Source organism: Roseobacter sp. HKCCA0882, assembly GCF_037805225.1.
Classification (GTDB): domain Bacteria; phylum Pseudomonadota; class Alphaproteobacteria; order Rhodobacterales; family Rhodobacteraceae; genus M30B80.
The window spans coordinates 757,647-781,145 of record NZ_JBBLYI010000001.1; the positions used below are offsets into that span (position 1 = coordinate 757,647).

Genomic DNA, 23,499 nt, shown 5'->3' on the forward strand with positions numbered 1-23,499 from the left:
ATGCGGCGAAATTTTCCGATATATTTGCTGCGCCATGGGGAAACCGAATGGAACAACGAACATCGGTTTCAAGGTTGGCTCGACTCTGCGCTTACCCCCAATGGGGTTGCGCAGGCGCAGACGCAAGGTCGTTTGTTGCAGGAAATGATTACCCGTCAAGGCTATGACGCGGTGACAGATTTCCGAACCAGTCCACTTGGGCGCGCGGCACGCAGCGCGCAGTTGATTGCGCGGGCCTATCCCGATTTGCCGACCCTCGTGCAAGACGCGCGTCTGCGCGAGGTGAATATGGGGCAATGGCATGGGCTTACGCGGGCCGAGGTGCAGGCGAATTGGCCTGTGTGCTTTGACACCGAGGCACAGGTCTATCGTCATTCTCTCTTGACCCAAGGGGGCGAAACGCGCGCGGCCCTTGAGGCGCGTCTGCAGGATCTTGTGGCTGATTTGAAGGGGCCAAGCCTATTGGTCAGCCATGGTGTTGTGATCCAAACCTTGCGCGGCCTTTTGCGCGGGCTAGACCCTGACCAAACGGCACGTTTGGGCCATGCGCAGGGCGGGGTTTATGTGATTACCGCCAATGGGGGTGAGATGAAGATTGGGTTTTGAGAAAACTTTGCGCCTTTGGGGCAAAATTCTTTGCAGATCGGGCTTGCATATCCCCGCATCATGCGGCTAATACGCCTTCACGCGTTGGCGAGGGTGATTAGCTCAGTTGGTAGAGCGCTTCGTTTACACCGAAGATGTCGGGAGTTCGAGTCTCTCATCACCCACCACGCGCTTCCCTCCCCAATCCTCAATCTGATTGATGCAAAGGGCGCACGCGATCATTTCGCCGTGTAAAGCAGGGCCGTAATGCGGTCGCGGATATTGCCCGCGTCACCAGTATCCCCAATCCGATGCACATGGATGAAATACAGCTGATTGTTGTAACATTTCATGGTCACAAAAATATTGCCGTTGATTTGATACCACAAATATTCCGCGCCATCGCCGCCCGAAAAATCGACCCAAGAGACGACTTGGTTCACGGCGCGGTCAGAGGCGGTGACGCAGGCATAATTGCTGCTAAAGCTGCGTTCATCCACGGCAAAAGCCACCTCATCGGCCCGGGCAATAGGGGCAAGGCTGCATAGGGCAAGAGCGGCAAGAATTGATTTACGGGTCAATGGGCACTCATCATATTCATCGGTCATATGAATTGGCCGCACAATCATCACTGTGCGGCCAAATTTGATCAGAAACTTTCGATTTCCAAACGGGCGTTGCAATAGGCCCCATCATAGGTGCCAACCCAAATATCAATCGGCCCGTCTTGCGGGTTGGTTAGGATGATACGGGGGTCAAGATTTCCGTTATCGTCATCATCATAATACCAAGTTGCCGATGCGGTATTGATCAAAAGGGCCGCGTCACATTCGCTGACCACGCGAATATGCAACTCGTAAGCCGCCATGCCCGTGACGTTGAATCGGAAATCTGGTCGATCTGGGAAAAATCCCGGACCGACATCTGTGGCCGGTCGGATATGGCTGCATTTCGAGAGCGAATAATCACCCCCAGCGACAATATTATAATAGCGAGGCGTGTAAAAATAGCTTCCGCTGCCGCTATATTGCTCTGCCGCTTGAAAGTTCCAATTTGGACACGCGTCCGCTGATGTGGTGAAGAATGACCCCGCGACAAGCGCCGCTGAAAGCAAGATTTTTCGCATCTGTTTGTCCCTTATTTCCTTTATTTATTGGAATAAACCTAGCTCAAAATATAAATTTGTCTAATGTTTTGCGGATAAAGTGAATATCGACATTGCAGTGGAACGGGTGCAGGATAACTTGGGATGAGCGAGAGGCAGATGAATGACAGGTGATCCAAGTTTGGACGGGTTTCTGGCGACCTATGCGATTGTGATTGTCGCAGCGTTCTTCTTTCCAACCCTCGTTGCGATCCTCCGTGGCCATAAGCGCACCATTGGTGTCTTCATTCTGAACATCGTGGTGGGATGGACGGGATTGGGCTGGATTTTACTGCTGGCCTACGCGTTATTGAGCGAGGCAAAAGCGCAGCCAAGGTAAGGTCGGAACTTTCCCTGCGCATATGCGGTCAAACGCAAATTTGCTTTTGCGCATTTTTTGCGTCAATCGCGCCAAAGGAGGCCTTGACGGGGCAGGGCGCGCAGCATAGACACCCTGCACGCTACAGGGTTGCCTGTGGCCGATGGTGAGCGGTTGTAGCTCAGTTGGTTAGAGTACCGGCCTGTCACGCCGGGGGTCGCGGGTTCGAGCCCCGTCAACCGCGCCACCACCATCGCGCCCCAAAGCTCCTGTTCGTCTGCGCGGTTGTAGCTCAGTTGGTTAGAGTACCGGCCTGTCACGCCGGGGGTCGCGGGTTCGAGCCCCGTCAACCGCGCCACTTCTTCCCTAGATCCACGAAAAATGCGCGGGCTGTTTACCCTTTATGGATCCATCCACCGCCAAAGATTCGACTGCTGTTCTCATCATAAAAGACACAGGCTTGACCTGGGCTGACACCTTCCTCAGCGGTCAGCAATTCCACCATCGCCGTTGTCGGGGATGTCGGATGGATCAGGGCCGCGCGTGGCGGGCGGGTTGAGCGGATTTTGACCGCAACCTCGCGGGTTTTTTTGCTGTCAAAGCGCGTATCACCCAACCAGTTGATTTCGCGCACGGGGATATGGCGGGTCGCCAAGGCCTCCTTGGGGCCGACCACGACATGACGCGCCTCTGGATCAAGTTTGACCACATATAACGGGTCAGCCAGCCCCCCAATACCAAGGCCGCGGCGTTGGCCGATTGTGTAATGGATCACGCCACTATGTTGGCCCAAAACACGGCCTTCCATATCCACGATATCGCCCGGATCCGCCGCGCCGGGGCGCAATTTTTCAATCACACTGGCATAGTCGCCATTTGGCACAAAGCAGATATCTTGGCTGTCTGGCTTATCAGCCACGGGCAGCCCATATTTATGGGCCAGTTTGCGGGTTTCTTCCTTAGACGACAGATGACCAAGAGGAAAGCGCAGGAAATCCAATTGCGCTTGCGTGGTCGAAAACAAGAAATAGGACTGATCGCGTGTTGCATCCGCGGCGCAATGAAGCTCTGCTTTCTCAGCCCCCATTTTGCGCTGAATATAATGCCCCGTGGCCATGCAATCGGCCTCGAGTTCTTGGGCGGTGGCAAGCAGATCTTTGAATTTCACGCGCTCGTTGCAGCGGATGCAGGGCACAGGCGTGGCCCCTGCGAGATAGGCATCGGCGAATTCGTCAATCACCGCATCCTTAAAGATATTTTCGTAATCAAGGACATAATGCGGAAAGCCCATATTTTCGGCCACACGGCGCGCATCGTGAATATCGCGCCCTGCACAGCAGGCCCCTTTTTTTGCCAAGGCCGCACCGTGATCATAAAGTTGCAGGGTGACGCCCACCACATCATAGCCTTCTTCGGCCAATTGGGCCGCCACAACCGAGCTATCCACCCCCCCAGACATAGCCACAACAACCCGCGTCTCCTGCGGGGGTTTGGCAAAGCCAAGCGAGTTGAGCGGCGCATTGGGGCGGTCAAGGGGCATGTCGATCTCCAGATGATAGGGCGGAATATAGGAAAATCTTATCTATTCACAAGGGGCTGAAGGCTTGGACGCTTACCTTGCCTTAAGGCTCGGGGGTTAGCCCTAGGCCTGCGTTCGTGAATAAGGATAAGGTTATGTATATCCGCAAACCCAAAGGCCCTGTCAGTGTCACGCTGCCTAATGGTCAGCAGATGACCCGTGCAGATTTGCCTCCCGCAGATACCACCCGCTGGGTCGCAAGCCGAAAGGCCTGCGTTTTGCGGGCGATTGCCACGGGCCTTATTTCACGGGACGAGGCACTCAGCCGTTGGGATCTTTCGGCGGAGGAATTGGACACTTGGCTTGCCAAGGCCAGCCGCTATGGTGAGGCGGCACTGAAGGCCACAGCGGTGCAAAACTATCCACGCGAGCAGGGCGAAAAATCACCCACCGCTGGCTCTGCCGCGCGCCCGCCATCAGGCGAGCAAAGATTGAGTTGGCCGCAGTCAAAATAAATAATATATGTAATTTATACATATTTTGCATTAAAGCTAAATTAACCTTTTGACGCGATTGTCCTCTTTAAGCGAGTATTAGGAGGTTAGAAAATGCGGCTTCTCTTGGTTGAAGATGATCCAACCACCGCGAAAAGCATCGAAAGGATGCTGCGGCATGCCAATCTGAATGTCTACTGCACCGATTTGGGTGAGGAAGGCATCGATCTGGCCAAGTTATATGATTACGATCTGATCCTTTTGGATCTGAACCTGCCTGATATGACGGGCCTAGAGGTGCTGCGCCAATTGCGTATGGCGCGGGTTGATACGCCGATCCTGATCCTGACAGGGGCAGATGATACGGATAGCAAACTCAAAGGATTCGGGTTTGGCGCTGATGATTACCTCACCAAACTCTTCCATCGTGAGGAACTGGTGGCGCGCATCCATGCTATTATCCGCCGCTCAAAGGGGCATGCGCAATCGATGATCAAAACCGGTGAGATTTGCGTCAACCTTGATGCCAAAACGGTCGAGGTGGCGGGGCGCGCGGTGCATTTGACGGGCAAAGAATACCAAATGCTTGAGCTGCTATCGCTGCGCAAAGGCACGACATTAACCAAAGAGATGTTCCTCAATCATCTTTATGGCGGCATGGATGAGCCAGAATTGAAGATCATTGACGTTTTTATCTGTAAATTGCGCAAAAAACTGTCTGAGGCTTCGGGCGGTCAGAACCATATTGAAACGGTTTGGGTCGTGGTTACGTGCTGCGTGACCCGCATCCAAAGGCCGCTTTGGCTGCTACGGCTTGATCTGCGCTAGACCTCTGCCGCTGCTGCCCATATCTATAGGGCAGCAGTCAGGCGAGGCGGTCTATGTCAGAAGAAGATCAAAACACGGGCGCAGGGGTATCCCTCTTAGGGCGCGATCAGGCGGCACAGCGTTTGGCCGAATTGGCCGATATTTTGGCGCGCGCCAATAAGGATTATTTCCAAGAAGACGCGCCCACCCTCAGCGATGCGGAATATGACCGCCTGAAACGCGAAAACGCGGATCTTGAGGCGCGGTTTCCCGATCTAATCCGCGGCGATAGTCCAAGCGCACAAATCGGCGCCAGCCCTGCCGAGGGCTTCGGCAAAATCACCCATGCCGAACGTATGATGTCCTTGGCCAATGCCTTTGACGAGGCCGATGTCGCGGAATTTATCGCGGGCATTCAGCGCTATTTGGGCCTGTCTGATACCACGCCCTTGGTCTTTACCGCCGAGCCAAAAATCGATGGGCTGTCCCTGTCTTTGCGCTATGAAAACGGCGTTTTGGTGCATGCCGCCACGCGCGGCGATGGGGAGACGGGCGAAAACGTCACTGCCAACGCCCGCACGATTGCCGATATTCCGCAGGCCATCCACCACCGCGATTGTCCCGATATTCTCGAAGTGCGCGGTGAAGTTTACATGAGCCACGCAGATTTCGCCGCGCTCAACGCGCGCGTCGAGCAGGCAGGGGGCAAAACCTTTGCCAATCCACGCAATGCGGCCGCAGGATCGCTGCGCCAATTGGATGCTGAGATCACCCGCGCGCGCCCGCTGCGGTTTTTTGCCTATGCGCTTGGGGTTGTCTCCGCTCCGCTTGCAGACACGCAATCTGGACTGATTGCGAAATTGCGTGATTTTGGATTTCAGACCAATCCCTTGACCATTCGCTGCGAGAGCCGTGAGGCGATTATCGCCCATTATCAGGCAATTGCCCATGATCGCGCGGGTCTGGGCTATGATATTGATGGGGTGGTCTACAAACTCGATGATCTGGCCTTGCAACGCCGCTTGGGGTTGCGCGCCACCACCCCGCGTTGGGCCATTGCGCATAAATTCCCCGCTGAACTGGCATGGACGCGGATCGAGGCGATTGACATTCAAGTGGGGCGCACAGGCGCGTTGTCGCCCGTGGCGCGGCTTGCCCCCGTGACAGTGGGCGGTGTGGTTGTCTCGAATGCAACGCTGCATAATGAGGATTACATCGCAGGCCGCAACAACACAGGCGAGGCGATCCGTGCCGGGCGCGATATTCGGGTGGGTGATTTGGTTCAGGTCTATCGCGCGGGTGATGTGATCCCCAAAATCGCAGATGTGGATGTCACTCAGCGCCCCGCGGGTGCGCAGCCCTATATCTTTCCCACCACATGCCCCGAATGCGGATCAGAGGCGCATCGTGAGGAGGGCGATTCCGTGCGCCGCTGCACGGGCGGGCTGATCTGCCCTGCCCAAGCGGTCGAGCGCCTCAAGCATTTCGTCTCGCGCGCGGCCTTTGACATCGAGGGTTTAGGGGCGAAGCAAGTCGAACAATTCAACAAAGACGGATGGATCACCGAGCCTGCCGATATTTTCACGCTTGAGGCACGCTATGGCAGCGGTATCCAGCAGCTGAAAAACCGCGAGGGGTGGGGGGATAAATCTGCGCAAAATCTTTTCGCGGCGATTGCAGAGAAACGTCAAATCCCCCTTGGCCGTCTGATCTTTGCCTTGGGCATCCGCCATGTGGGCGAAGTGGCGGCCAAGGATTTGGCCGAACATTTCCGCAGTTGGGCCGCCTTTAATGCAGCCATTCATGCCGCCCGCCTTGAGCCTGCCGCAACAGCGCCTGACGCCAAATCGCGCAAAAAATTGCTTGAGGACAGTCCCGCATGGGCCGAAATCACGGGGATTGATGGCATCGGGGATACAGTTGCCACAGCGCTCTGCGAGGCATGGGCGCAGCCGCGTGAATATGCGTCAATCGAACGGCTTGTGGCCCATCTTGAGATCCAATCGCCCGCTATTCGTGATGTGTCGGGCAGCCCCGTCATGGGCAAGACAGTGGTATTCACGGGCAGTCTCGAAAAGATGACCCGCGCAGAGGCCAAATCGCGCGCCGAAAGTTTGGGGGCCAAGGTCGCAGGTTCGGTTTCTGCCAAAACCGACCTTTTGGTTGCAGGGCCTGGGGCAGGATCAAAGGCCAAAAAGGCCGCAGAATTGGGCATTGAAACCATTGACGAAGATGCGTGGTTGGCCCTCATCGGGGATCTTTAACCCATGGCCGCGCAGGGCCGACCAGAGGTTTTGTTCGGGCTCTTCTCGCGCCTTGAGGGCCTATCTGGTATCGGCCCCAAAGCTGCGCAGGCCTTAGGGCATCTTCATATCGAAACCCCGAAAGATCTGATTTACACCTTGCCCGTGGGGGTGGTGGATCGCCGCCCCGTAACGCGCCTCGCCGAAATCACCCCACCGCGCATTGCCACGTTAGAGGTTGAGGTGATCCGTCACCGCCCACCCCCGTCCCGCGGGCGTGGGCCCTATCGGGTCACGGTCACCGACAGTCAAACCGCCTTTGATCTGGTATTTTTTCACGCGCGCGCGCCCTATCTGGAAAAGCTCTTGCCCATAGGCGCGCGGCGTCTGATCTCAGGCAAGGTAGAGCTTTTCGATGGGATTGCGCAAATCGTGCATCCCGATCACATCCTGCCTGTTGAGGAGGCGGAAACCCTCCCTAAATTCGAGGCGATTTATCCGCTTGGGCAAGGGTTGACGCAAAAGATCATGGCGCGCGCGATTGCTGATGCCGTGCAAGCCGTGCCTGACCTGCCCGAATGGATTGATCCCGCCCTCAAGGCGCGCGAGGGGTGGCCCGATTGGGCCACTGCGATGCGGGCACAGCACCATGTGCAATCGCCCAGTGAGGCCGCCCCCAATGCCAAGCCACGGCTGCGTCTAGCCTATGACGAATTGTTTGCCCATCAATTGACCCTTGCCCTTGCGCGGGCGCGGGCCAAGCGGCGCAAAGGGCGGATCAGCCATGGTGATGGTGCGCTGCGGGCCAAGGTTCTGCAAAGCTTGCCCTACAGCCCCACGGGCGCACAGACCCGCGCGATTGCGGAAATCGTGGCCGATATGGCCGCGCCTGAACGGATGAGCCGCCTGTTGCAGGGCGATGTTGGGGCGGGCAAAACCCTTGTTGCCTTGATGGCGCTTTTGGCTGCGGTCGAGGCGGGTGGGCAGGGGGTGATGATGGCGCCCACCTCGATCCTTGCGCAACAGCACGCCGCCAATCTGCGCCCGTTGGCCGAAGCGGCAGGTGTCGTGCTTGAGGTTCTCACTGGGGCGGATAAGGGGCGCGAGCGGGCCGCAAAACTGGCCGCCCTTGCGCGCGGCGATATCGCGATCTTGGTCGGCACTCATGCCGTGTTTCAAGAGGATGTTGAATTTGCCGATCTGCGTTTGGCGATTGTGGACGAGCAGCACCGCTTTGGCGTGCGCGAACGCCTGCGATTGGGGGAAAAGGGCGCTTTGGCGGATATGTTGGTGATGACGGCCACGCCCATTCCCCGCACGCTGAGCCTTGCGCAATATGGCGATATGGATCTGTCGATCTTGGATGAAAAACCCGCCAATCGTCAAAAGATCACCACGGCCTTGGTGTCCGAGGCGCGGATGGATGAGGTGGTGGCACATCTGCAAAAGGCGGTGGCAGAGGGTCAGCAAGCCTATTGGATTTGCCCATTGGTTGAGGAATCCGAAGTTTACGAGGCCACCGCCGCTGAAGAACGCTTTAAATCCTTGCGCGCACGACTGGGCGAGGGGGTGGTGGGCCTTGTCCATGGGCAAATGAGCAGCCCTGAAAAAGATGCGGCCATGACCGAATTCAATGAAAATCGCACCAAGGTTCTGGTGGCCACCACGGTGGTTGAGGTGGGGGTGGATGTGCCAAATGCCAGCATTATGGTGATTGAACAGGCCGATCTTTTTGGCATGGCGCAGCTCCATCAATTGCGGGGGCGGGTGGGGCGCGGCAGCCGTGCATCGACTTGTGTGCTGCTTTATCGCAATGGCCTGACAGAAGCGGCCAAGCGCCGTTTGCATGTCCTGCGCGATACGGACGATGGCTTTGTCATCGCAGAAGAAGATTTGGCCATTCGCGGCGCAGGCGATGTGATTGGCACGGCGCAATCTGGTCTGCCGCGGTTTCGCGTGGCCGATCTGGAACAACATGGCGGCTTGATGGCGATGGCGCAAAGCGATGCGCGCGCGCTTTTGGCGCTTGATCCATCGCTAGAGGGGCCGCGCGGTCAGGCCGCACGCACCCTGTTATGGTTGCTTGAGCAAGATAAGGCTATTCGCCTGATTTCGGCGGGCTGACCCGTTTTGTTCACAAATGTTCTTAAAAAGTTCTTGACGATTCGCGTCAGGGTATGAGAACAATCAGGCAACATTAACGGGAGATGACCCATGTTGTCAGATGTAAAAACGATTATCACGCGTTCATCCACCACGCTTTTGGCCGATCTGTGCGGGGCGATGTCCCTTGTTGTTTTGGCGATGGGGCTGCTGCATCTGCCGCAATTTTTCTAAGTTTTCTGCCTGCGGTTCAGGTTTCGGGGGTATGCGCCCCCTTGGCATCATGATCCTTGCCTCGGATCTGTCCCCAATGCCGATAGGCCGCGCGATCCCCCAATCGCACGTTTGAAACGATACACCGCATCACTATGACCGCCCCTTTGCATTGCCCTGCAGGGGCGTTTTTTTAGGGATCTTCGGCGCGCTCTATCGCCTCAAGGGTCGCTTCGAGTGACAGCATGATAGAGGCGTGGCGATTGCGATAATCGCGGGCGGGGGTCAGCACCTCATAACCCTCAAATGGGGCCTCTGGCCCGTTCCCCTCACCTTTGAGCATGGCGGCAAGCGCGTCTCGGGCGGCGGCAATTTCGGCGCGGCTGCGGCCCAGAATATGGGCACCCATCAATGCCGCGGAGGCCTGACCGAGCGCGCAGGCCTTTACATCTTGGGCAAAGCGGCTGATCCGCCCCTCGGCGACATCCAAATCCACTGTAACGGTTGATCCGCAGAGCGGGGCGCGCCGCTTTACACTGGCCTGAGGCGCCTCAAGCCGCCCGTGATGCGGAATATCCGCCGCCAATGCCAGAATTCGCTGCGAATATAGCTGCACCAAATCGGATTTTGTGTCGCTCATCTCAGCCATGCGCGTCTCGGCCCCTTCCATGATCTCCCCCCAAGAGCTAGTGTGAATATGACCATTTGGAAAGGGCGGGATGTGGAAATGACGGGTGCTGCGGAATTTGACCCAGATAGCCTGCGCTATAATGAGGCGGGTCTGATCCCTGCGATTGCGCAATGCGCCGAGACGGGCGATGTGCTGATGATGGCATGGATGAACCGCGCCTCTCTCGTAAAAACCCTAGAAACAGGCAAAGTCACCTATTGGAGCCGCTCGCGCGCGGCCTTTTGGGTTAAGGGTGAAAGCTCGGGCCATGTGCAGGATCTTGTTGATCTGCGTGTGGATTGTGACCGCGATTGTCTTTTGCTCGTGGTTCGGCAAACGGGGCCTGCCTGCCACACCAATCGCCGCAGTTGCTTTTACACCGCGATCCGCGAGGGGGACGAGGTCGAATTGATGCAACCCGAGGGCTAAAGCCCGACCATTGCACGAATATCAGCAGGGGTTTTTCCTGCATCCCGATAAAGGGCAATAGCGCGCGCATCATCGCGCTTGGCCAGACGTTTGCCCTGCTCATCACGGATCAAGGCGTGATGATGATATTGCGGCACGGGGTAGGCCAACAGATTTTGCAAAATCACATGGATTGCGGTTGCCTCAAATAAATCTTCACCGCGAATGACATGGGTTACGCCTTGGGCCGCGTCATCAACCACCACGCTGAGGTGGTAAGAGCTGCCCATGTCTGGCCGCGCCAATACAGGGTCGCCAATATGGGCCAGCGCGGTATCGCGCGTGATCTCATGCCGCCCCTGATGGCGCGGCCCTGTTTCTGTGAAACGCATTTGCGCAAGGCGCTCGAAGGCGCGCGCCAGATCAAGGCGTAAGGCCGCCCCTTCGGCCTCGGCGACACTGGTCACAGACTGGCCGCGACAGGTGCCAGGATAGATGCGCCCATCTGGCCCGAATGTGGGGGCCCCTTCCTGCGGGGCGGCACTGGCCGCCTCGATATCCCGCCTGCGGCAGGTGCAGCGATAAATCAGGCCCTGTTGCGCCAATTGATCCAAAGCGGCGCGATAGCGGGCCATCTGCTCGGATTGCCGCATCGCGGGCAGGGGCCAAGACAGCCCCAACCATGTCAGATCATCATAAATTTGCGCCTCCCATTGCGGGCGGGCGCGGGATTGGTCGATATCCTCAATCCTGAGCAGAAATTGCCCCTGCGTCATTCGCGCCATGTCATGGGCCAGACACGCACTATAGGCATGGCCCAAATGCAAAGGCCCCGTGGGGGACGGGGCAAATCGGGTGACACAGCCCTTAGGCAGGGAAGGCATCAAGCCATGCGCGCCAATCGGTCTTGGCGCGATCCGTATAGGCCTTATAGCGGTCTTTGCGTCCACGCCGCCCCGATTTCAGGCCTTCGACCGGGGGAAAAAGACCGAAATTCACATTCATCGGCTGAAAGGTTTTCGCCTCCGCCCCGCCTGTGACGTGATGGATCAAGGCCCCCATCGCGGTGGTATTGGGCAAATCGGGCGGGGTGAGGCCGCGTAATTCTACCACCGCGTAGCGCCCCGCAAGCAGCCCCATTGCCGCCGATTCAACATAGCCCTCAACCCCCGTGATTTGGCCCGCAAAACGGATATGCGGCATGGATTTCAACCGCATTTGCGCATCGAGAAGCGTGGGGGAATTGATGAAGGTGTTGCGATGAATGCCGCCAAGACGAGCAAATCGTGCCTCCTCCAAACCCGGGATCATACGCAACACTTCGGTCTGTGCGCCGTATTTCATTTTGGTTTGAAAGCCCACGATATTGTAAAGCGTGCCCAGTTTATTGTCGCGGCGCAGCTGCACCACAGCCCAAGGTTTCACATCGGGCTGATGCGGGTTGGTTAAGCCCACAGGTTTCATAGGCCCGTGGCGCAGGGTTTCGCGGCCCCGTTCTGCCATAACCTCAATCGGCAGGCATCCATCGAAATAGCCCGCCGTTTCGCCTTCGTGAAACTCGGTTTTTTCGGCAGCCAGCAGGGCATCGATAAAGGCCTCATACTGGTCGCGCGTCATGGGGCAGTTTAGATAAGCGCGCTGCTCTTCCTCGGTTTCGCCCTTGTCGTAGCGCGACTGCATCCACGCCCGCGACATGTCGATACTCTCGGCATAAACGATGGGGGCGATGGCATCGAAAAAGGCAAGGCTGTCTTGACCTGCCTCTTGGGCAATGGCCTGTGCCAACGCGCCTGATGTCAACGGGCCTGTTGCTATGATCCAATGGCCTGTTTCGGGCAGGGTGCTGATTTCGCCTTCCTCAATCGTAATGTTGGGATGCGCGTGCAGCCGCGCTGTGACGGCTTGGGCAAAAGCATCACGATCCACCGCCAATGCGCCCCCTGCTGGCAGGCGGTGGTGATAGGCCATTTCCATAATGAGGCCACCTGCCGCGCGCATTTCCCAATGCAAAAGGCCGACCGCGTTTTGTTCGTGATCATCCGAGCGGAAGGAGTTGGAACATACCATTTCCGCCAAATGCCCAGTTTGATGGGCAAATGTGCCAATCTTTGGGCGCATCTCATGGATGACGACCTGTTGACCAAGCTCTGCGGCCTGCCAAGCGGCCTCAGAGCCCGCCATGCCGCCGCCAATGATGTGAAGCGCGTTATCTAACATGGGCGCTTCTTAGATCAAAAGCGGGGCAGGGTGAAACGGGTTTTTTGGGAGGCGTTACAGGCCGCGAGCCACCACAGGCAGGAATGGGTCTGCAAAGGGCAGGGGCGTGTAAACAGGGCGTTTTCCCAAGGCGATCTCGACCCCAAGACGGAACTGGCCTCTATCGCGCAAAGCGGGGTTGGAGAATTCTTCAAAACCATAGCTTGCCGTCACCGCAACTGCACCGCTGTGATCCAGCCATTGCACACCAATTTCGCCAGTGATCTGAGTTGTGGACAGGCGCAATTCGTCAAATTCGGCAAGTCCGATTTGCGCAAAGCCCTGCCATGAGGGGCCTAGATCAAGACGGATCTCACCACCTACAAAAAGCACATCTGCATCCCCAAGGGGGCGTGTCGCCATGGCGCTGTCGCGCAGGCCAAACCCGCCATAAGCCCCTAACGTAAGCCCTGCAATTGCACGGCGCCCTTGAATGCCAATCCCACCCCAGCGTCTGCTTTCATTGTTGAGATCGGCCTAATAGGCAAAAAGACCATAGCCCCGATCAGCGGCGGGGCTGAGGTGTAGGCCTGCCCGAACGGTGCCAATGGTGCCGATTTCGGTATCCGCCAGATCAAAATTCACCTCAAACCCGTGATGCGCGGTAATCGCGTAATCAAGATTGAGATGCGCCCCATTTTGGTCAGCACCAGTGCTGTTAAGCCCAAGCGTTGCGGCACGCAGGCCCAAATTATTGGCGTGTGCCATATCCGCAGCCAAAGAGGCCAGACCGAGGCAAAGGCAAAATTGCGAGATTGGTGCAGCCATCAGAACGCGCTTTCAACAAAGGTTCCTTTGCAAATGGCGCATGGTGAAGAAAAATATATATGAATTTTATCATATGGTTAATGGCTGCAATTTATCTAAAATCTTAAGGGCCGCACGCGCCTTGGCGGTGCGGCCCTTGATGTGGGTCGTAAATTTTTGGTTTGAGCGGGCCTGAGATTTAGGTGTCTGCGTTGGCCTCGGCCGCATCTGCATCCGCCGTGGCGGTGTCCTCGTCATCACCTTCAACGATGCGCGCGACTGACACAACGGTTTCGCCTGCCTTGGTGTTAAACACCTTCACCCCACCTGCCGAGCGTGAGCGGAATGAGATGCCCTCAACAGGCACGCGAATAGATTGACCCGTTGATGAGGCGAGCATGATCTGATCGGTCATCTCGACAGGGAAGGCTGCCACCAATGGCCCGCCGCGCATCGCCTTGTCGATGGCCATAACCCCCATGCCGCCACGGCCCCTGACAGGGTAATCATGGCTTGAAGATAATTTTCCAGACCCGCTTTCTGTGATGGTTAGGATCAAATCCTCTGAGGCACGCATTTCGGCAAAGCGTTCAGGGCTAAGGGTGCTTTCGGCCACCACGCCCTCATCCTCGTCCGTTTCAACCTCATCTTCGGGCGCACCTGCCAAGGCGCGGCGCTTTTTGAGATAGGCGGCGCGCTCAGCAGGGTCAGCGGTGAAATGGCGGATCACGGCCATAGAAACCACAGATTCCCCATCACCCAAACGGATGCCGCGCACGCCTGTGCTGTCGCGGCCCTTAAAGACGCGGACATCGGTGCAAGAGAAGCGGATCGCGCGACCCCCTTCGGTGACCAACATCACATCGTATTCCTCGGTGCAGATGCGCGCATTCACGAGGCTGACTGACCCATCTTCGGGCAATTTCATTGCAATCTTGCCGTTTGATTTCACATTGGTGAAATCCGACAATTGGTTGCGGCGCACATCGCCTGCGGATGTGGCAAAGATGATTTGTAGATCGCCCCAATCTTCCTCGGGGCGGTCAACGGGCATGATCGCCGCAATCGTAACCCCCACAGGAATGGGCAGGATATTCACAATGGCCTTGCCTTTTGATGTGCGGCTGCCAAGCGGCAAACGCCATGTCTTGAGCTTGTAGACCATCCCATCTGTGGTGAAGAACAAAAGCTGGGTGTGGGTATTAGCCACAAAGAGCGATGTTACGACATCGTCTTCCTTGAGGCTGCCGCCCGATAGCCCTTTGCCGCCGCGTTTTTGTGCGCGGAATTCAGCCAAGGCCGTGCGCTTGATATAGCCACCTGCGGTGACGGTCACGACCATGTCTTCGCGTTCGATCAGGTCTTCGTCATCCATGTCGCCAGACCAATCGACAATCTCGGTGCGGCGCGGCACGGCGAAGGCTGTTTTCACCTCGGCCAATTCTTCCGAGATGATCGCCATGATCCGATCACGGCTGGCGAGGATGGCAAGATATTCTTTGATCTTACCTGCGAGTTCCTCCAACTCATCCGTCACTTCCTTTACGCCAATCTGGGTCAGGCGTTGCAGGCGTAGTTCCAAAATCGCGCGCGCCTGCGCCTCGGAGAGGTTATAGGTGCCGTCCTCGTTCATCGTATGGGTCGGGTCGTCAATCAGACGGATATAGGCGGCAATATCCGCCGCAGGCCAGCGCCGTGTCATCAAGGCTTCGCGCGCCGCGGCCGCATCTGCGGAGGCGCGGATCGTGGCCACAACCTCATCGACATTGGAGACGGCAACCGCCAAACCACACAGAATGTGACTGCGTTCGCGTGCTTTGTTCAACTCAAACGCGGTGCGGCGCGCCACGACCTCCTCGCGGAAGGCGATAAAGGCGGTCAAAAAGCCCCGTAAATCCAACTGCTCGGGCCGCCCGCCATTCAGCGCCAACATATTGCAGCCAAAGGAGGTCTGCATCTGGCTAAAGCGGAACAATTGGTTCAGCACCACATCAGGGGTGGCATCGCGTTTCAACTCGATCACAACGCGCACGCCGTTGCGATCAGATTCGTCCGCCACGCCTGAGATGCCTTCGACCTTTTTCTCGCGCACCAATTCTGCAATGCGTTCGATCATCGAGGCCTTGTTCACCTGATAGGGGATCTCATCAATAATGATGGCAAAGCGGTCTTTGCGGATTTCCTCAACATGGGTGCGCGCGCGAATGACCACGCTGCCGCGTCCCTCGGTATAGGCCCGCCTTGCGCCAGAGCGGCCCAAGATGATCCCGCCTGTGGGAAAATCGGGGGCAGGGATAAACTCGATTAACTGTTCCGAACTGAGGTCGGGATCTTGGATCAAGGCCTGACAGGCATCAATCACCTCGCCCAAATTATGGGGTGGGATATTGGTGGCCATGCCAACCGCAATGCCGCCCGCACCATTGACCAACATATTGGGAAAGCGCGCAGGCAGAACGGTGGGTTCCTTTTGCTTGCCATCATAATTGTCTTGGAAAGTGACCGTGTCCTTGTCGATATCGGCCAAAAGATAGGCGGCGGGTTTGTCCATGCGCACTTCGGTATAGCGCATGGCGGCGGGGTTATCGCCATCCATAGAGCCGAAATTGCCCTGACCATCTAGCAGGGGCAGGGACATCGAAAAGGGCTGCGCCATCCGCACAAGCGCGTCATAGATCGCACTGTCGCCATGCGGGTGATATTGGCCCATCACATCGCCCACGGGGCGCGCAGATTTCCGATAGGCCTTTTCATGCGTGTTGCCCGTTTCATGCATCGCAAACAAAATGCGGCGATGCACAGGTTTGAGGCCATCGCGCAAATCGGGGATCGCGCGGCTGATGATCACCGACATCGCATAATCGATGAAGGATGTTTTCATCTCATCGGCGATATCAATCGAAGGGCCAGAATGCGGGTGCCGCGCGGGGGGCGTGGCGGGGTCATTCTCGGGGGTTTCGGGCGTATCTGTCACTGTGCGGGCCTGCTGTCTTTTCGATCTTGTTCTGCGATGATATGCTGCACCCCTTGGCACAGCTATATTTTGTTATTCAACACTATAGACCCCCGCGATATAGGGCGCAATGCTCCTGTCAGGTGAATTGGGCGCTTACCGCCTGCCGCCTGTTGTCAGCCGCAGCAATATGCTGCTAATGCATTGTTTTTGTTGACTTTTAATTTGCATTTGCAATCATCAGGCACCATGAACCAAGCAAGGGTAGGTGCAGATGACTTGGGGGTCTCGCAACAGTGATGAAACCGCAACGGGGCTGATGCTTGAGGGGTATGGGCTGACCACGGCGGAATTTTACTATCGGATGCCTGATTTTCGTAATGTTATCAACGTGTTCATCTGGCAGGATTACGATCTCGCACCAGATTATCCGCGCATTTTCGGCTTTATTGATTTCTGGAAGCGCGAGATTGAGGCGCCGTTGCATTCTGTGCGTTTTGCACATCGGCGGCTGATTTCTGACGGGTCATGGCGCAATGTCGTTGAGGAGATTTCCTATCCCTAGCCCGCGGGACAGGCGTGGGGCTACAGTTTGGCCGCTGCGGCCTTGGCCCAGATTAGGAATAGGGCCAAGCAAATCAGGCCATTCCATGAGGCCATCGACAGGCCCGCAAAGGCCCATGCCACCTCGTCACACATAACAATCGCAGGCGCGGTGTCTGTTGACAGCAGCTCATTCGCCGAAAGCGACAGAATATCTTCTGCGCCCCCCGTGCAGGAGGTGGGGCCTTGCCACCACCCGCGCTCAACCCCTGTGTGATACAGCGCGATCCCTGCATTCATCAGCATCGCGCCCGCCCCGATCAGGGTCAAACCGCGCGCCAATTTGGGGGCAATGGCGGCAATGATTACGATGAACAGCGCACCCAGTGCAGCGCCCGCATGGGGCCATCGTTGCCACAGGCACATGGCGCAGGGCGCAAGCCCGCCAAGATACTGAAACCCAAAAGCGCCCGCCAATGTCGCGGCAGACCCAAGACCCGCGAGGGCCGATAATTTTGGCAAATCCAGATCCCGCATCATCCCATGAACCTCACAGCATAAAACCCGCCAAGCAAGATGACGATGAACAATGTAAACATCAGCCCCAGACGGCGCTCGATGAAATCGCGTAAAGGGGCACCGAATTGGCGCAGCAATGCCGCGATGACAAAGAAGCGAATCCCCCGCGCGATGATCGAGGTGACAATGAATGTCCCCAAAGGCAGGCCTGTCCACCCCGACATGATGGTGATGACCTTATAGGGGAAGGGGGTTAGCCCCGCGATCAATACGGGCCAAAAGCCAAGATCATTGAAGCGCGCGTTAAACTCGGCCATTGCATCGGCCTTGCCAAGGGCCGCCAAAATCGGCGCGCCGATTTGGTCATAGAACAGCGCCCCAATCGCATAGCCTGCAATCCCCCCCAAAACTGAGGCGATTAAGCAGACAGAGGCAATTAAAAAAGCCCGATTGGGCCGCGCAAGGAGCATTGGGATCATCAAAATATCTGGGGGAATGGGAAAGATTGAACTTTCCGCAAAGGACACAATCGCCAAGGCCCACAGGGCGTGTCGATGACCCGCCAAACCCATTGTCCAATTATAGAGCCCGCGCAGCATCGCATTTATCCTAATATCGCCCCAATGCCAGAGGCGATGCCCGACAGGGCGGAAAAGGTCAAGCCAAAGCCAGGTGACATGAGTGTGACAAAACTCTTGACGGATCGTTGCAAATGATAAAGTGTCGCAGGCACATTGAATACGCGCGAGCCCCGAAAGGGAGTTTCACGTCGCGTTGAGGCTCAAGCGGAGGGGAGGCCGCTTGAGCCTTTTTCATTTTACGCCGTGCCACAGCACGTGAAAATCTGCCCCGCCGCTTTGCCAAATCGTCAGGCTCTGCTAGACTTTGGGTTCGAGATTGGCTAAGCCCGCCTCAGCTTTCGTTAGCGCTAACGTAAATCGCGGCCAAAGGCGGCAATAACCTGTGAATTTCCCAAAGAATTTGGGTCAGATGCAGGGCAAAGGAGAGAAAATGGTTTCGCGCGTCATTCCAGTTGAAGATTTTGATCTGGTAATTTTTGGGGCGACAGGGGATCTGGCGCGGCGCAAAATCCTGCCTGGACTTTATCGGCGCTTTCATGACGGGCAAATGCCGCCCGAGGCGCGGATCATCGGCGCGGCGCGCACATCCCAAGATGATGCTGCCTTTCGTGATTTTGTCCGCGCGGCTATTGCCGAATTTACCCCCGAAGCCAGACGCGATGAAACCAGCCTTGCCGCGTTTTTACAGCGTTTGAGCTATGTTGCCATTGATGCGCGCGGCACGGATGGATGGGCCGATCTCGAGGGCACAATGCGCGATGGTGTCGTGCAGGCCTTTTATTTCTCGGTCGCGCCAGCCTTGTTTGGCGATCTGGCCGAACGTCTGCACACCCATAAAGTTGCGCGCTCTGATGCGCGGATTGTGGTGGAAAAGCCCTTTGGTCATGATCTGGCCACCGCCAAGGCCTTGAACGCAACACTGGCCGAGCATTTTGACGAAAGCCAGATTTACCGCATCGACCATTATTTGGGTAAAGAAACGGTGCAAAATCTGATGGCGATCCGCTTTGCGAATATCCTGTTCGAGCCGCTGTGGAACGCCCAATATGTCGACAATGTGCAAATCACTGTGGCCGAAGAGGTCGGTGTTGGCGGGCGGGGGGGCTATTACGATAAATCAGGCGCGATGCGTGATATGGTGCAAAACCATTTGATGCAGCTTCTGTGTTTGACCGCGATGGAGCCGCCCAATCATTTTGACCCTGACGCCGTGCGCGATGAAAAGCTTAAGGTGATCCGCGCGCTTGATCCTGTGCGCCCCGAGGATATTGTGCGCGGCCAGTATAAAGCAGGCGATAAGACCGCGTCTTATTTGGACGATGTCGAAGACCCCAAAAGCCGCACAGAAAGTTTTGTGGCCATGAAGGTGCATATCGCCAATTGGCGTTGGAATGGCACGCCATTCTATTTGCGCACAGGCAAACGGATGCGCGCGCGGATGTCCGAGATTGTGATCCATTTCAAAGAGCCGCCCCATTCCATTTTTGATGAGGATGCAGGGACGAAGCCCAATGTTTTGTCTATTCGCCTGCAACCTGATGAGGGCATTGATCTCAGCGTCACGATCAAAGAGCCAGGCCCAGGGGGGATGCGTTTGGTCGATGTGCCGCTTGATATGACCTTTGCCGAGGCGCTTGGGGCGGATGCGGCCGATGCACCCGATGCCTATGAGCGGCTGATCATGGATGTGATCCGTGGCAATCAAACGCTGTTCATGCGCGGCGATGAGGTTGAGGCAGCTTGGCGTTGGACGGATCCAATCATCCAAGGGTGGCAATCGCGCAATGAACGCCCCGTGCCCTATCAGGCCTTTAGCACAGGGCCAGAAGATGCGCTGATGTTGTTGCATCGCGATGGGCGCCGTTGGCGTGAGGTGGGCTGATCCCATGGAATTGATCACCTATCCCGACCGCGATTTATTGATGATGTCCTTGGCGGATCGTACCGCCTCGGAATTAGGGCAGGCCTTGCGCGTGGCGGGGCGCGCCTCGCTCTGCGTTCCGGGCGGCACGACACCGGGCCCTGTGTTCAAAACCTTGGCCGAAGTGGATTTGGCGTGGCGTGATATTGCAGTCTTTCTCAATGATGAACGCTGGCTTGGCGAGGATAGCCCGCGCTCTAACACAAGGCTTTTGAAAGAAAAACTATTACAATCAAAGGCATCGGAGGCAAAGTTAATACCCCTATTTAACGGCGCCAACACGCCAGAGGAGGGCATCCCCGATCTGACAGACGGGCTGTTGCCGCATTTGCCGATCACGGTTTTGCTGTTGGGGATGGGCGCAGATATGCATACCGCAAGCCTTTTTCCCGATGGGGATAATCTCAACGCAGCCCTCAGCGCAGATGCGCCGCCCCTGATGGCGATGCGGGCCGCAAACGCGGGCGAGCCGCGGATCACCTTGACCGCCCCTGTGCTGAAAGCCGCGCTGCATTGCCATATCTTGATCACAGGGCGTGAAAAGCGCGCGGCACTTGAGCGGGCCGCAGACTTGCCTGAAGATCAAGCACCAATTGCCACTGTTTTAAAGACCGCCACCATTCATTGGGCTGAGTAAATCATGACCATCTGGACAGAGCTTTCCACCGCGTGGGATCACCTGCGCAGCACCCCTATGTCGCAGCTTTTTGATAATGATCCTGCCCGCGCTACGCGGTTTTCGGCCAAGACGGGCGATATGATGTTCGATTTTTCTAAGACACATATCACCAATGAGGTGCTGTCACTCTTGGTGGAATTAGCCCGCAAGGCGAATGTCGAAGAAAAACGCACGGCGATGTTCGCGGGCGAAAAGATCAATGAAACCGAAGGTCGCGCGGTGCTGCATACCGCCTTGCGTGCGCCCTCTGGCCCGATCATGGTGGATGGGGTGGATGTTCTGCCTGCCGTTCAAGAAACCCGCGCCCGTATGGCACTGTTCGCCGATGATCTGCGCGCAGGCCGCTATCAGGGGCAGGGCGGCAAGATCACGGATGTGATCAATATCGGGATTGGCGGGTCTGATCTGGGCCCCGCGATGGCCACGCTTGCGCTGGCACCTTATCACGATGGGCCGCGGGTGCATTATGTGTCAAACGTGGATGGGGCACATATCAACGACACGCTGCAAGGGCTTGATCCAAGAACAACTTTGGTCATTGTTGCCTCGAAAACCTTTACCACGATTGAAACCATGACCAATGCGCAAACGGCGCGCGATTGGATGGCGCATGCGGTCAGTGAGCCTGCCGCGCAATTCGTGGCCTTGTCCTCTGCAACGGATAAAACAGCGGCCTATGGTATTGATCCGTCCCGCGTGTTTGGGTTCGAGGATTGGGTCGGTGGGCGCTATTCCCTCTGGGGGCCAATTGGCCTTGGGGTGATGCTGGCCATTGGGCCAAAACAGTTTGAGGCATTCCTCGCGGGTGCGGCGGCCATGGATGCCCATTTCCGCGAGGCTGATCTTCCCGAGAATATGCCGGTATTATTGGCCTTGATCGGGCTGTGGCACAATCAGGTTTGCGGTCATGCGACCCGCGCGGTGTTGCCCTATGACCAACGCCTGTCGCGTCTGCCCGCCTATTTGCAGCAATTGGAAATGGAATCGAACGGCAAGGGCGTGTCTATGGACGGGCAGGATTTGCCCTATCATTCAGGCCCGATTGTTTGGGGGGAGCCGGGCACGAATGGGCAACACGCGTTTTATCAGCTGATCCATCAGGGCACGCGTGTTGTTCCGTGCGAATTTATGGTGGCCGCCGCAGGGCATGAGCCTGAATTGGCGCATCACCATACCTTGCTCTTGTCGAATTGCTTGGCGCAATCTCAGGCCTTGATGCAGGGCCGTAGCCTTGAGGTGGCGCGCGGCATGATGGCTGCAAAAGGCCTGTCTGGTGCGGAATTGGAACGCCAAGCGCGGCATCGCGTTTTCACGGGCAATCGTCCGTCAACCACGCTGATCTATCCGCGCCTGACCCCGTTCACATTGGGGCAGATCATCGCCCTTTATGAGCATCGGGTTTTTGTGGAAGGGGTGATCTTGGGGATCAATTCCTATGACCAATGGGGTGTGGAATTGGGCAAAGAACTGGCTTTGGCCCTGCAACCCGCCGTTGAGGGCGCGGCGGGGGCAGAGGGGTTAGACCCCTCTACCGCAAGCCTGTTGCGCTATATCCACGCGCATCGTTAACCAAGCGCCACCGCGCCCACCCACATTCCAAGGCCAAAGACAGTGTGGGCCATAAGGCCTAAAACCCGCCCCTTCCATGGGGCGGCGGTTTTCGCAAGCGCCCATCCAAGCCCGAGGCCAGGATGCAACAAAAACCATCCCGCCCCGATGGTCAGGATCGAGAAAATCCAAAGCGGCAGGAAATTGGGCGCGCTTAACCACGCTTGGCCCATGATCCCCAAAAACAGCGCGCCATAGACCGCACCGACCGCATAGTGGAAAACCCAACCAATCATTCGTTCGCGGGCCACAGGGGCGCTGGTATTGATATCAGCGTGAAACACTGTCCCGCGCCCCAAATGGGCAACCCAACGGCCCACATTGCCCCAATTGGGCGTAGGGATGCCCGCAATCCGTGTCAGGATCACCGCCCAGATATCCATCGCAACAGTGCCACAGATGCCCATGATGAGTCCCAGTGTGATGACGCTCATTTTATCTTCTCCCCTGCTTGCAGGTTCAGGTCACGCGGACGCTCAATGTGCCCAGACCTGCAACCTTTCCTTCCATCACATCGCCGCGCGCCACGGGGCCAACCCCCGCAGGCGTGCCCGTCAGGATCACATCCCCTGCCGCCAATTCAAAATATTGCGACAGATAGCGGATGATTTCAGGCGTTTTCCAAATCATTTGCGCCAAATCCCCCTCTTGGCGCAGCGCCCCATTCACATGCAGCGTGATCTCTCCTGTGCTGGGATGGCCCACTTGGGATACGGGCAAAAGTGGGCTTATGGGGGCGGAGTGCTCAAAGGATTTACCGATCTCCCAAGGGCGGCCTAATTTCTTGGCCTCGCCCTGCAAATCGCGCCGTGTCATATCAAGCGCCACGCCATAGCCCCATACATGGGACAGCGCATCTTCAAGTGCGATATCGCGCCCGCCTGATTTCAGCGCCACCATCATTTCGATCTCATGATGCAAGTCAGATGTGCCAACAGGGTAGGGCATCTCGCCGGACGCATCCAAGCTATCTGGATTTTTCTGAAAGAAGAACGGCGGCTCGCGGTCGGGATCATGACCCATTTCAATCGCATGGGCGGCATAATTGCGCCCGATGCAATACACACGGCGGACTGGAAATACGCCCCCTCCCTCCACGGGAATCATGGGGTGCGGGGGGGCAGAGATCACAAAATTATCTTGGTTCATTTGGGTTATTTTCTTTTTCGGCTCTCACGCGACTGCCA

General features: G+C 56.9%; 24 protein-coding genes, 3 tRNA genes and 1 pseudogene. 15 read left to right on the plus strand and 13 right to left on the minus strand.

Features of this window, described 5'->3' with window-relative positions:
* On the plus strand, positions 1-606 hold the full coding sequence (locus AAC622_RS03920; RefSeq protein ID WP_340260418.1) for a histidine phosphatase family protein: 606 nt from the start codon (positions 1-3) through the stop codon (positions 604-606).
* Positions 607-697: 91 nt separating this feature from the next.
* Positions 698-773: transfer RNA gene (locus AAC622_RS03925), tRNA-Val, on the plus strand.
* A gap of 51 nt (positions 774-824) precedes the next feature.
* Here the strand turns inward: AAC622_RS03925 and AAC622_RS03930 are convergent.
* Both AAC622_RS03930 and AAC622_RS03935 read right to left on the minus strand, forming a co-directional pair.
* Positions 825-1,214: a hypothetical protein gene (locus AAC622_RS03930; protein WP_340260419.1), complete on the minus strand. Its 390-nt coding sequence runs from the start codon at positions 1,212-1,214 to the stop codon at positions 825-827.
* 20 nt (positions 1,215-1,234) lie between these two features.
* Positions 1,235-1,711, minus strand: coding sequence for a hypothetical protein (locus AAC622_RS03935; RefSeq protein ID WP_340260420.1), 477 nt, complete (start codon positions 1,709-1,711; stop codon positions 1,235-1,237).
* Between the two features lie 142 nt (positions 1,712-1,853).
* On the opposite strand from AAC622_RS03935, the gene AAC622_RS03940 reads away from it, so the two are divergent.
* The 3 genes from AAC622_RS03940 (at position 1,854) to AAC622_RS03950 (ending at position 2,406) form a co-directional block, all read left to right on the plus strand.
* A complete protein-coding gene (locus tag AAC622_RS03940) occupies positions 1,854-2,069 on the plus strand; it encodes a superinfection immunity protein (RefSeq protein WP_340260421.1) in 216 nt (71 codons plus the stop codon).
* A 149-nt stretch (positions 2,070-2,218) separates the two neighbouring features.
* A tRNA-Asp gene (locus AAC622_RS03945) sits at positions 2,219-2,295 on the plus strand.
* Between the two features lie 34 nt (positions 2,296-2,329).
* Positions 2,330-2,406, plus strand: a tRNA-Asp gene (locus AAC622_RS03950).
* Between the two features lie 36 nt (positions 2,407-2,442).
* Here the strand turns inward: AAC622_RS03950 and mnmA are convergent.
* Entirely contained in the window at positions 2,443-3,588 is a 1,146-nt protein-coding gene (mnmA, locus tag AAC622_RS03955; RefSeq protein ID WP_340260423.1) for a tRNA 2-thiouridine(34) synthase MnmA, read from the minus strand.
* A 134-nt stretch (positions 3,589-3,722) separates the two neighbouring features.
* Here mnmA and sciP point away from each other — a divergent pair, with 134 nt between their 5' ends.
* The 5 genes and pseudogenes from sciP (at position 3,723) to AAC622_RS03980 (ending at position 9,448) form a co-directional block, all read left to right on the plus strand.
* The gene (gene sciP, locus AAC622_RS03960; RefSeq protein ID WP_340260424.1) at positions 3,723-4,082 is read left to right on the plus strand and encodes a CtrA inhibitor SciP; all 360 of its coding nucleotides are present in this window, start codon (positions 3,723-3,725) and stop codon (positions 4,080-4,082) included.
* A 93-nt stretch (positions 4,083-4,175) separates the two neighbouring features.
* Positions 4,176-4,879: pseudogene (ctrA, locus tag AAC622_RS03965) on the plus strand (response regulator transcription factor CtrA).
* A gap of 63 nt (positions 4,880-4,942) precedes the next feature.
* Complete coding sequence (gene ligA / locus AAC622_RS03970) at positions 4,943-7,132, plus strand: NAD-dependent DNA ligase LigA (protein WP_340260425.1); 2,190 nt, start codon at positions 4,943-4,945, stop codon at positions 7,130-7,132.
* Between the two features lie 3 nt (positions 7,133-7,135).
* The gene (gene recG, locus AAC622_RS03975) at positions 7,136-9,235 is read left to right on the plus strand and encodes an ATP-dependent DNA helicase RecG (protein WP_340260426.1); all 2,100 of its coding nucleotides are present in this window, start codon (positions 7,136-7,138) and stop codon (positions 9,233-9,235) included.
* A 90-nt stretch (positions 9,236-9,325) separates the two neighbouring features.
* A complete protein-coding gene (locus AAC622_RS03980; RefSeq protein ID WP_317654970.1) occupies positions 9,326-9,448 on the plus strand; it encodes a hypothetical protein in 123 nt (40 codons plus the stop codon).
* 172 nt (positions 9,449-9,620) lie between these two features.
* Here AAC622_RS03980 and AAC622_RS03985 read toward each other — a convergent pair whose 3' ends face one another.
* Complete coding sequence (locus AAC622_RS03985) at positions 9,621-10,067, minus strand: iron-sulfur cluster assembly scaffold protein (RefSeq protein ID WP_340261424.1); 447 nt, start codon at positions 10,065-10,067, stop codon at positions 9,621-9,623.
* Positions 10,068-10,154: 87 nt separating this feature from the next.
* On the opposite strand from AAC622_RS03985, the gene hisI reads away from it, so the two are divergent.
* The gene (gene hisI, locus AAC622_RS03990; protein WP_445322615.1) at positions 10,155-10,526 is read left to right on the plus strand and encodes a phosphoribosyl-AMP cyclohydrolase; all 372 of its coding nucleotides are present in this window, start codon (positions 10,155-10,157) and stop codon (positions 10,524-10,526) included.
* On the opposite strand, the gene gluQRS is transcribed toward hisI, so the two are convergent.
* The 5 genes from gluQRS to gyrA form a co-directional block, all read right to left on the minus strand.
* Complete coding sequence (gene gluQRS / locus AAC622_RS03995) at positions 10,523-11,389, minus strand: tRNA glutamyl-Q(34) synthetase GluQRS (protein ID WP_340260428.1); 867 nt, start codon at positions 11,387-11,389, stop codon at positions 10,523-10,525. The two genes, hisI and gluQRS, sit on opposite strands and share 4 nt — an antisense overlap.
* Positions 11,373-12,722 carry a methylenetetrahydrofolate--tRNA-(uracil(54)-C(5))-methyltransferase (FADH(2)-oxidizing) TrmFO gene (gene trmFO, locus AAC622_RS04000; protein ID WP_340260429.1) on the minus strand — a complete coding sequence of 450 codons (1,350 nt, stop codon included), beginning with the start codon at positions 12,720-12,722 and terminating at the stop codon, positions 11,373-11,375. Before trmFO ends, gluQRS begins: the two co-directional genes overlap by 17 nt.
* A 54-nt stretch (positions 12,723-12,776) precedes the next feature.
* Positions 12,777-13,124: a hypothetical protein gene (locus AAC622_RS04005; protein WP_340260430.1), complete on the minus strand. Its 348-nt coding sequence runs from the start codon at positions 13,122-13,124 to the stop codon at positions 12,777-12,779.
* A 114-nt stretch (positions 13,125-13,238) separates the two neighbouring features.
* Positions 13,239-13,529 carry a hypothetical protein gene (locus AAC622_RS04010; protein WP_340260431.1) on the minus strand — a complete coding sequence of 97 codons (291 nt, stop codon included), beginning with the start codon at positions 13,527-13,529 and terminating at the stop codon, positions 13,239-13,241.
* A 178-nt stretch (positions 13,530-13,707) separates the two neighbouring features.
* Positions 13,708-16,482, minus strand: coding sequence for a DNA gyrase subunit A (gyrA, locus tag AAC622_RS04015; protein WP_340260432.1), 2,775 nt, complete (start codon positions 16,480-16,482; stop codon positions 13,708-13,710).
* Between the two features lie 253 nt (positions 16,483-16,735).
* On the opposite strand from gyrA, the gene AAC622_RS04020 reads away from it, so the two are divergent.
* Entirely contained in the window at positions 16,736-17,026 is a 291-nt protein-coding gene (locus tag AAC622_RS04020) for an usg protein (protein ID WP_340256069.1), read from the plus strand.
* A 20-nt stretch (positions 17,027-17,046) separates the two neighbouring features.
* Here AAC622_RS04020 and AAC622_RS04025 read toward each other — a convergent pair whose 3' ends face one another.
* On the minus strand, positions 17,047-17,544 hold the full coding sequence (locus tag AAC622_RS04025; protein ID WP_340260434.1) for a disulfide bond formation protein B: 498 nt from the start codon (positions 17,542-17,544) through the stop codon (positions 17,047-17,049).
* Positions 17,541-18,122 carry a YqaA family protein gene (locus AAC622_RS04030; RefSeq protein WP_340260435.1) on the minus strand — a complete coding sequence of 194 codons (582 nt, stop codon included), beginning with the start codon at positions 18,120-18,122 and terminating at the stop codon, positions 17,541-17,543. The genes AAC622_RS04025 and AAC622_RS04030 overlap by 4 nt, the downstream gene beginning before the upstream one ends.
* Before the next feature lie 412 nt (positions 18,123-18,534).
* Between AAC622_RS04030 and zwf the strand changes: the two genes are divergently transcribed.
* Genes zwf through pgi form a run of 3 tightly spaced genes read left to right on the plus strand, consistent with a single transcriptional unit; the run spans position 18,535 to position 22,273 of the window.
* Complete coding sequence (zwf, locus tag AAC622_RS04035) at positions 18,535-19,986, plus strand: glucose-6-phosphate dehydrogenase (protein WP_340260436.1); 1,452 nt, start codon at positions 18,535-18,537, stop codon at positions 19,984-19,986.
* Between the two features lie 4 nt (positions 19,987-19,990).
* On the plus strand, positions 19,991-20,662 hold the full coding sequence (gene pgl / locus AAC622_RS04040; protein ID WP_340260438.1) for a 6-phosphogluconolactonase: 672 nt from the start codon (positions 19,991-19,993) through the stop codon (positions 20,660-20,662).
* Positions 20,663-20,665: 3 nt separating this feature from the next.
* Positions 20,666-22,273: a glucose-6-phosphate isomerase gene (gene pgi / locus AAC622_RS04045; protein ID WP_340260439.1), complete on the plus strand. Its 1,608-nt coding sequence runs from the start codon at positions 20,666-20,668 to the stop codon at positions 22,271-22,273.
* Here the strand turns inward: pgi and AAC622_RS04050 are convergent.
* Complete coding sequence (locus AAC622_RS04050; protein ID WP_340260440.1) at positions 22,270-22,746, minus strand: DUF2938 domain-containing protein; 477 nt, start codon at positions 22,744-22,746, stop codon at positions 22,270-22,272. The genes pgi and AAC622_RS04050 overlap by 4 nt on opposite strands.
* 25 nt (positions 22,747-22,771) lie before the next feature.
* The gene (locus AAC622_RS04055) at positions 22,772-23,461 is read right to left on the minus strand and encodes a fumarylacetoacetate hydrolase family protein (RefSeq protein WP_445322594.1); all 690 of its coding nucleotides are present in this window, start codon (positions 23,459-23,461) and stop codon (positions 22,772-22,774) included.
* Between the last annotated feature and the right edge of the window lie 38 nt (positions 23,462-23,499).

Bases quoted from the DNA above. Each gene is read 5' to 3' on its own strand.
- AAC622_RS04020 (WP_340256069.1), top strand. From the start codon at position 16,736: ATGACTTGGGGGTCTCGCAACAGTGATGAAACCGCAACGGGGCTGATG.
- ligA (WP_340260425.1), top strand. From the start codon at position 4,943: ATGTCAGAAGAAGATCAAAACACGGGCGCAGGGGTATCCCTCTTAGGG.
- AAC622_RS04025 (WP_340260434.1), bottom strand. From the start codon at position 17,544: ATGATGCGGGATCTGGATTTGCCAAAATTATCGGCCCTCGCGGGTCTT.
- AAC622_RS03940 (WP_340260421.1), top strand. From the start codon at position 1,854: ATGACAGGTGATCCAAGTTTGGACGGGTTTCTGGCGACCTATGCGATT.
- AAC622_RS04055 (WP_445322594.1), bottom strand. From the start codon at position 23,461: ATGAACCAAGATAATTTTGTGATCTCTGCCCCCCCGCACCCCATGATT.
- AAC622_RS03980 (WP_317654970.1), top strand. From the start codon at position 9,326: ATGTTGTCAGATGTAAAAACGATTATCACGCGTTCATCCACCACGCTT.
- pgi (WP_340260439.1), top strand. From the start codon at position 20,666: ATGACCATCTGGACAGAGCTTTCCACCGCGTGGGATCACCTGCGCAGC.
- sciP (WP_340260424.1), top strand. From the start codon at position 3,723: ATGTATATCCGCAAACCCAAAGGCCCTGTCAGTGTCACGCTGCCTAAT.
- gluQRS (WP_340260428.1), bottom strand. From the start codon at position 11,389: ATGCCTTCCCTGCCTAAGGGCTGTGTCACCCGATTTGCCCCGTCCCCC.
- AAC622_RS03920 (WP_340260418.1), top strand. From the start codon at position 1: ATGCGGCGAAATTTTCCGATATATTTGCTGCGCCATGGGGAAACCGAA.
- recG (WP_340260426.1), top strand. From the start codon at position 7,136: ATGGCCGCGCAGGGCCGACCAGAGGTTTTGTTCGGGCTCTTCTCGCGC.
- trmFO (WP_340260429.1), bottom strand. From the start codon at position 12,722: ATGTTAGATAACGCGCTTCACATCATTGGCGGCGGCATGGCGGGCTCT.
- hisI (WP_445322615.1), top strand. From the start codon at position 10,155: ATGACGGGTGCTGCGGAATTTGACCCAGATAGCCTGCGCTATAATGAG.
- AAC622_RS03985 (WP_340261424.1), bottom strand. From the start codon at position 10,067: ATGAGCGACACAAAATCCGATTTGGTGCAGCTATATTCGCAGCGAATT.
- mnmA (WP_340260423.1), bottom strand. From the start codon at position 3,588: ATGCCCCTTGACCGCCCCAATGCGCCGCTCAACTCGCTTGGCTTTGCC.
- AAC622_RS04005 (WP_340260430.1), bottom strand. From the start codon at position 13,124: ATGGCGACACGCCCCCTTGGGGATGCAGATGTGCTTTTTGTAGGTGGT.
- pgl (WP_340260438.1), top strand. From the start codon at position 19,991: ATGGAATTGATCACCTATCCCGACCGCGATTTATTGATGATGTCCTTG.
- AAC622_RS03935 (WP_340260420.1), bottom strand. From the start codon at position 1,711: ATGCGAAAAATCTTGCTTTCAGCGGCGCTTGTCGCGGGGTCATTCTTC.
- AAC622_RS04050 (WP_340260440.1), bottom strand. From the start codon at position 22,746: ATGAGCGTCATCACACTGGGACTCATCATGGGCATCTGTGGCACTGTT.
- AAC622_RS04030 (WP_340260435.1), bottom strand. From the start codon at position 18,122: ATGCTGCGCGGGCTCTATAATTGGACAATGGGTTTGGCGGGTCATCGA.
- zwf (WP_340260436.1), top strand. From the start codon at position 18,535: ATGGTTTCGCGCGTCATTCCAGTTGAAGATTTTGATCTGGTAATTTTT.
- AAC622_RS04010 (WP_340260431.1), bottom strand. From the start codon at position 13,529: ATGGCTGCACCAATCTCGCAATTTTGCCTTTGCCTCGGTCTGGCCTCT.
- AAC622_RS03930 (WP_340260419.1), bottom strand. From the start codon at position 1,214: ATGATTGTGCGGCCAATTCATATGACCGATGAATATGATGAGTGCCCA.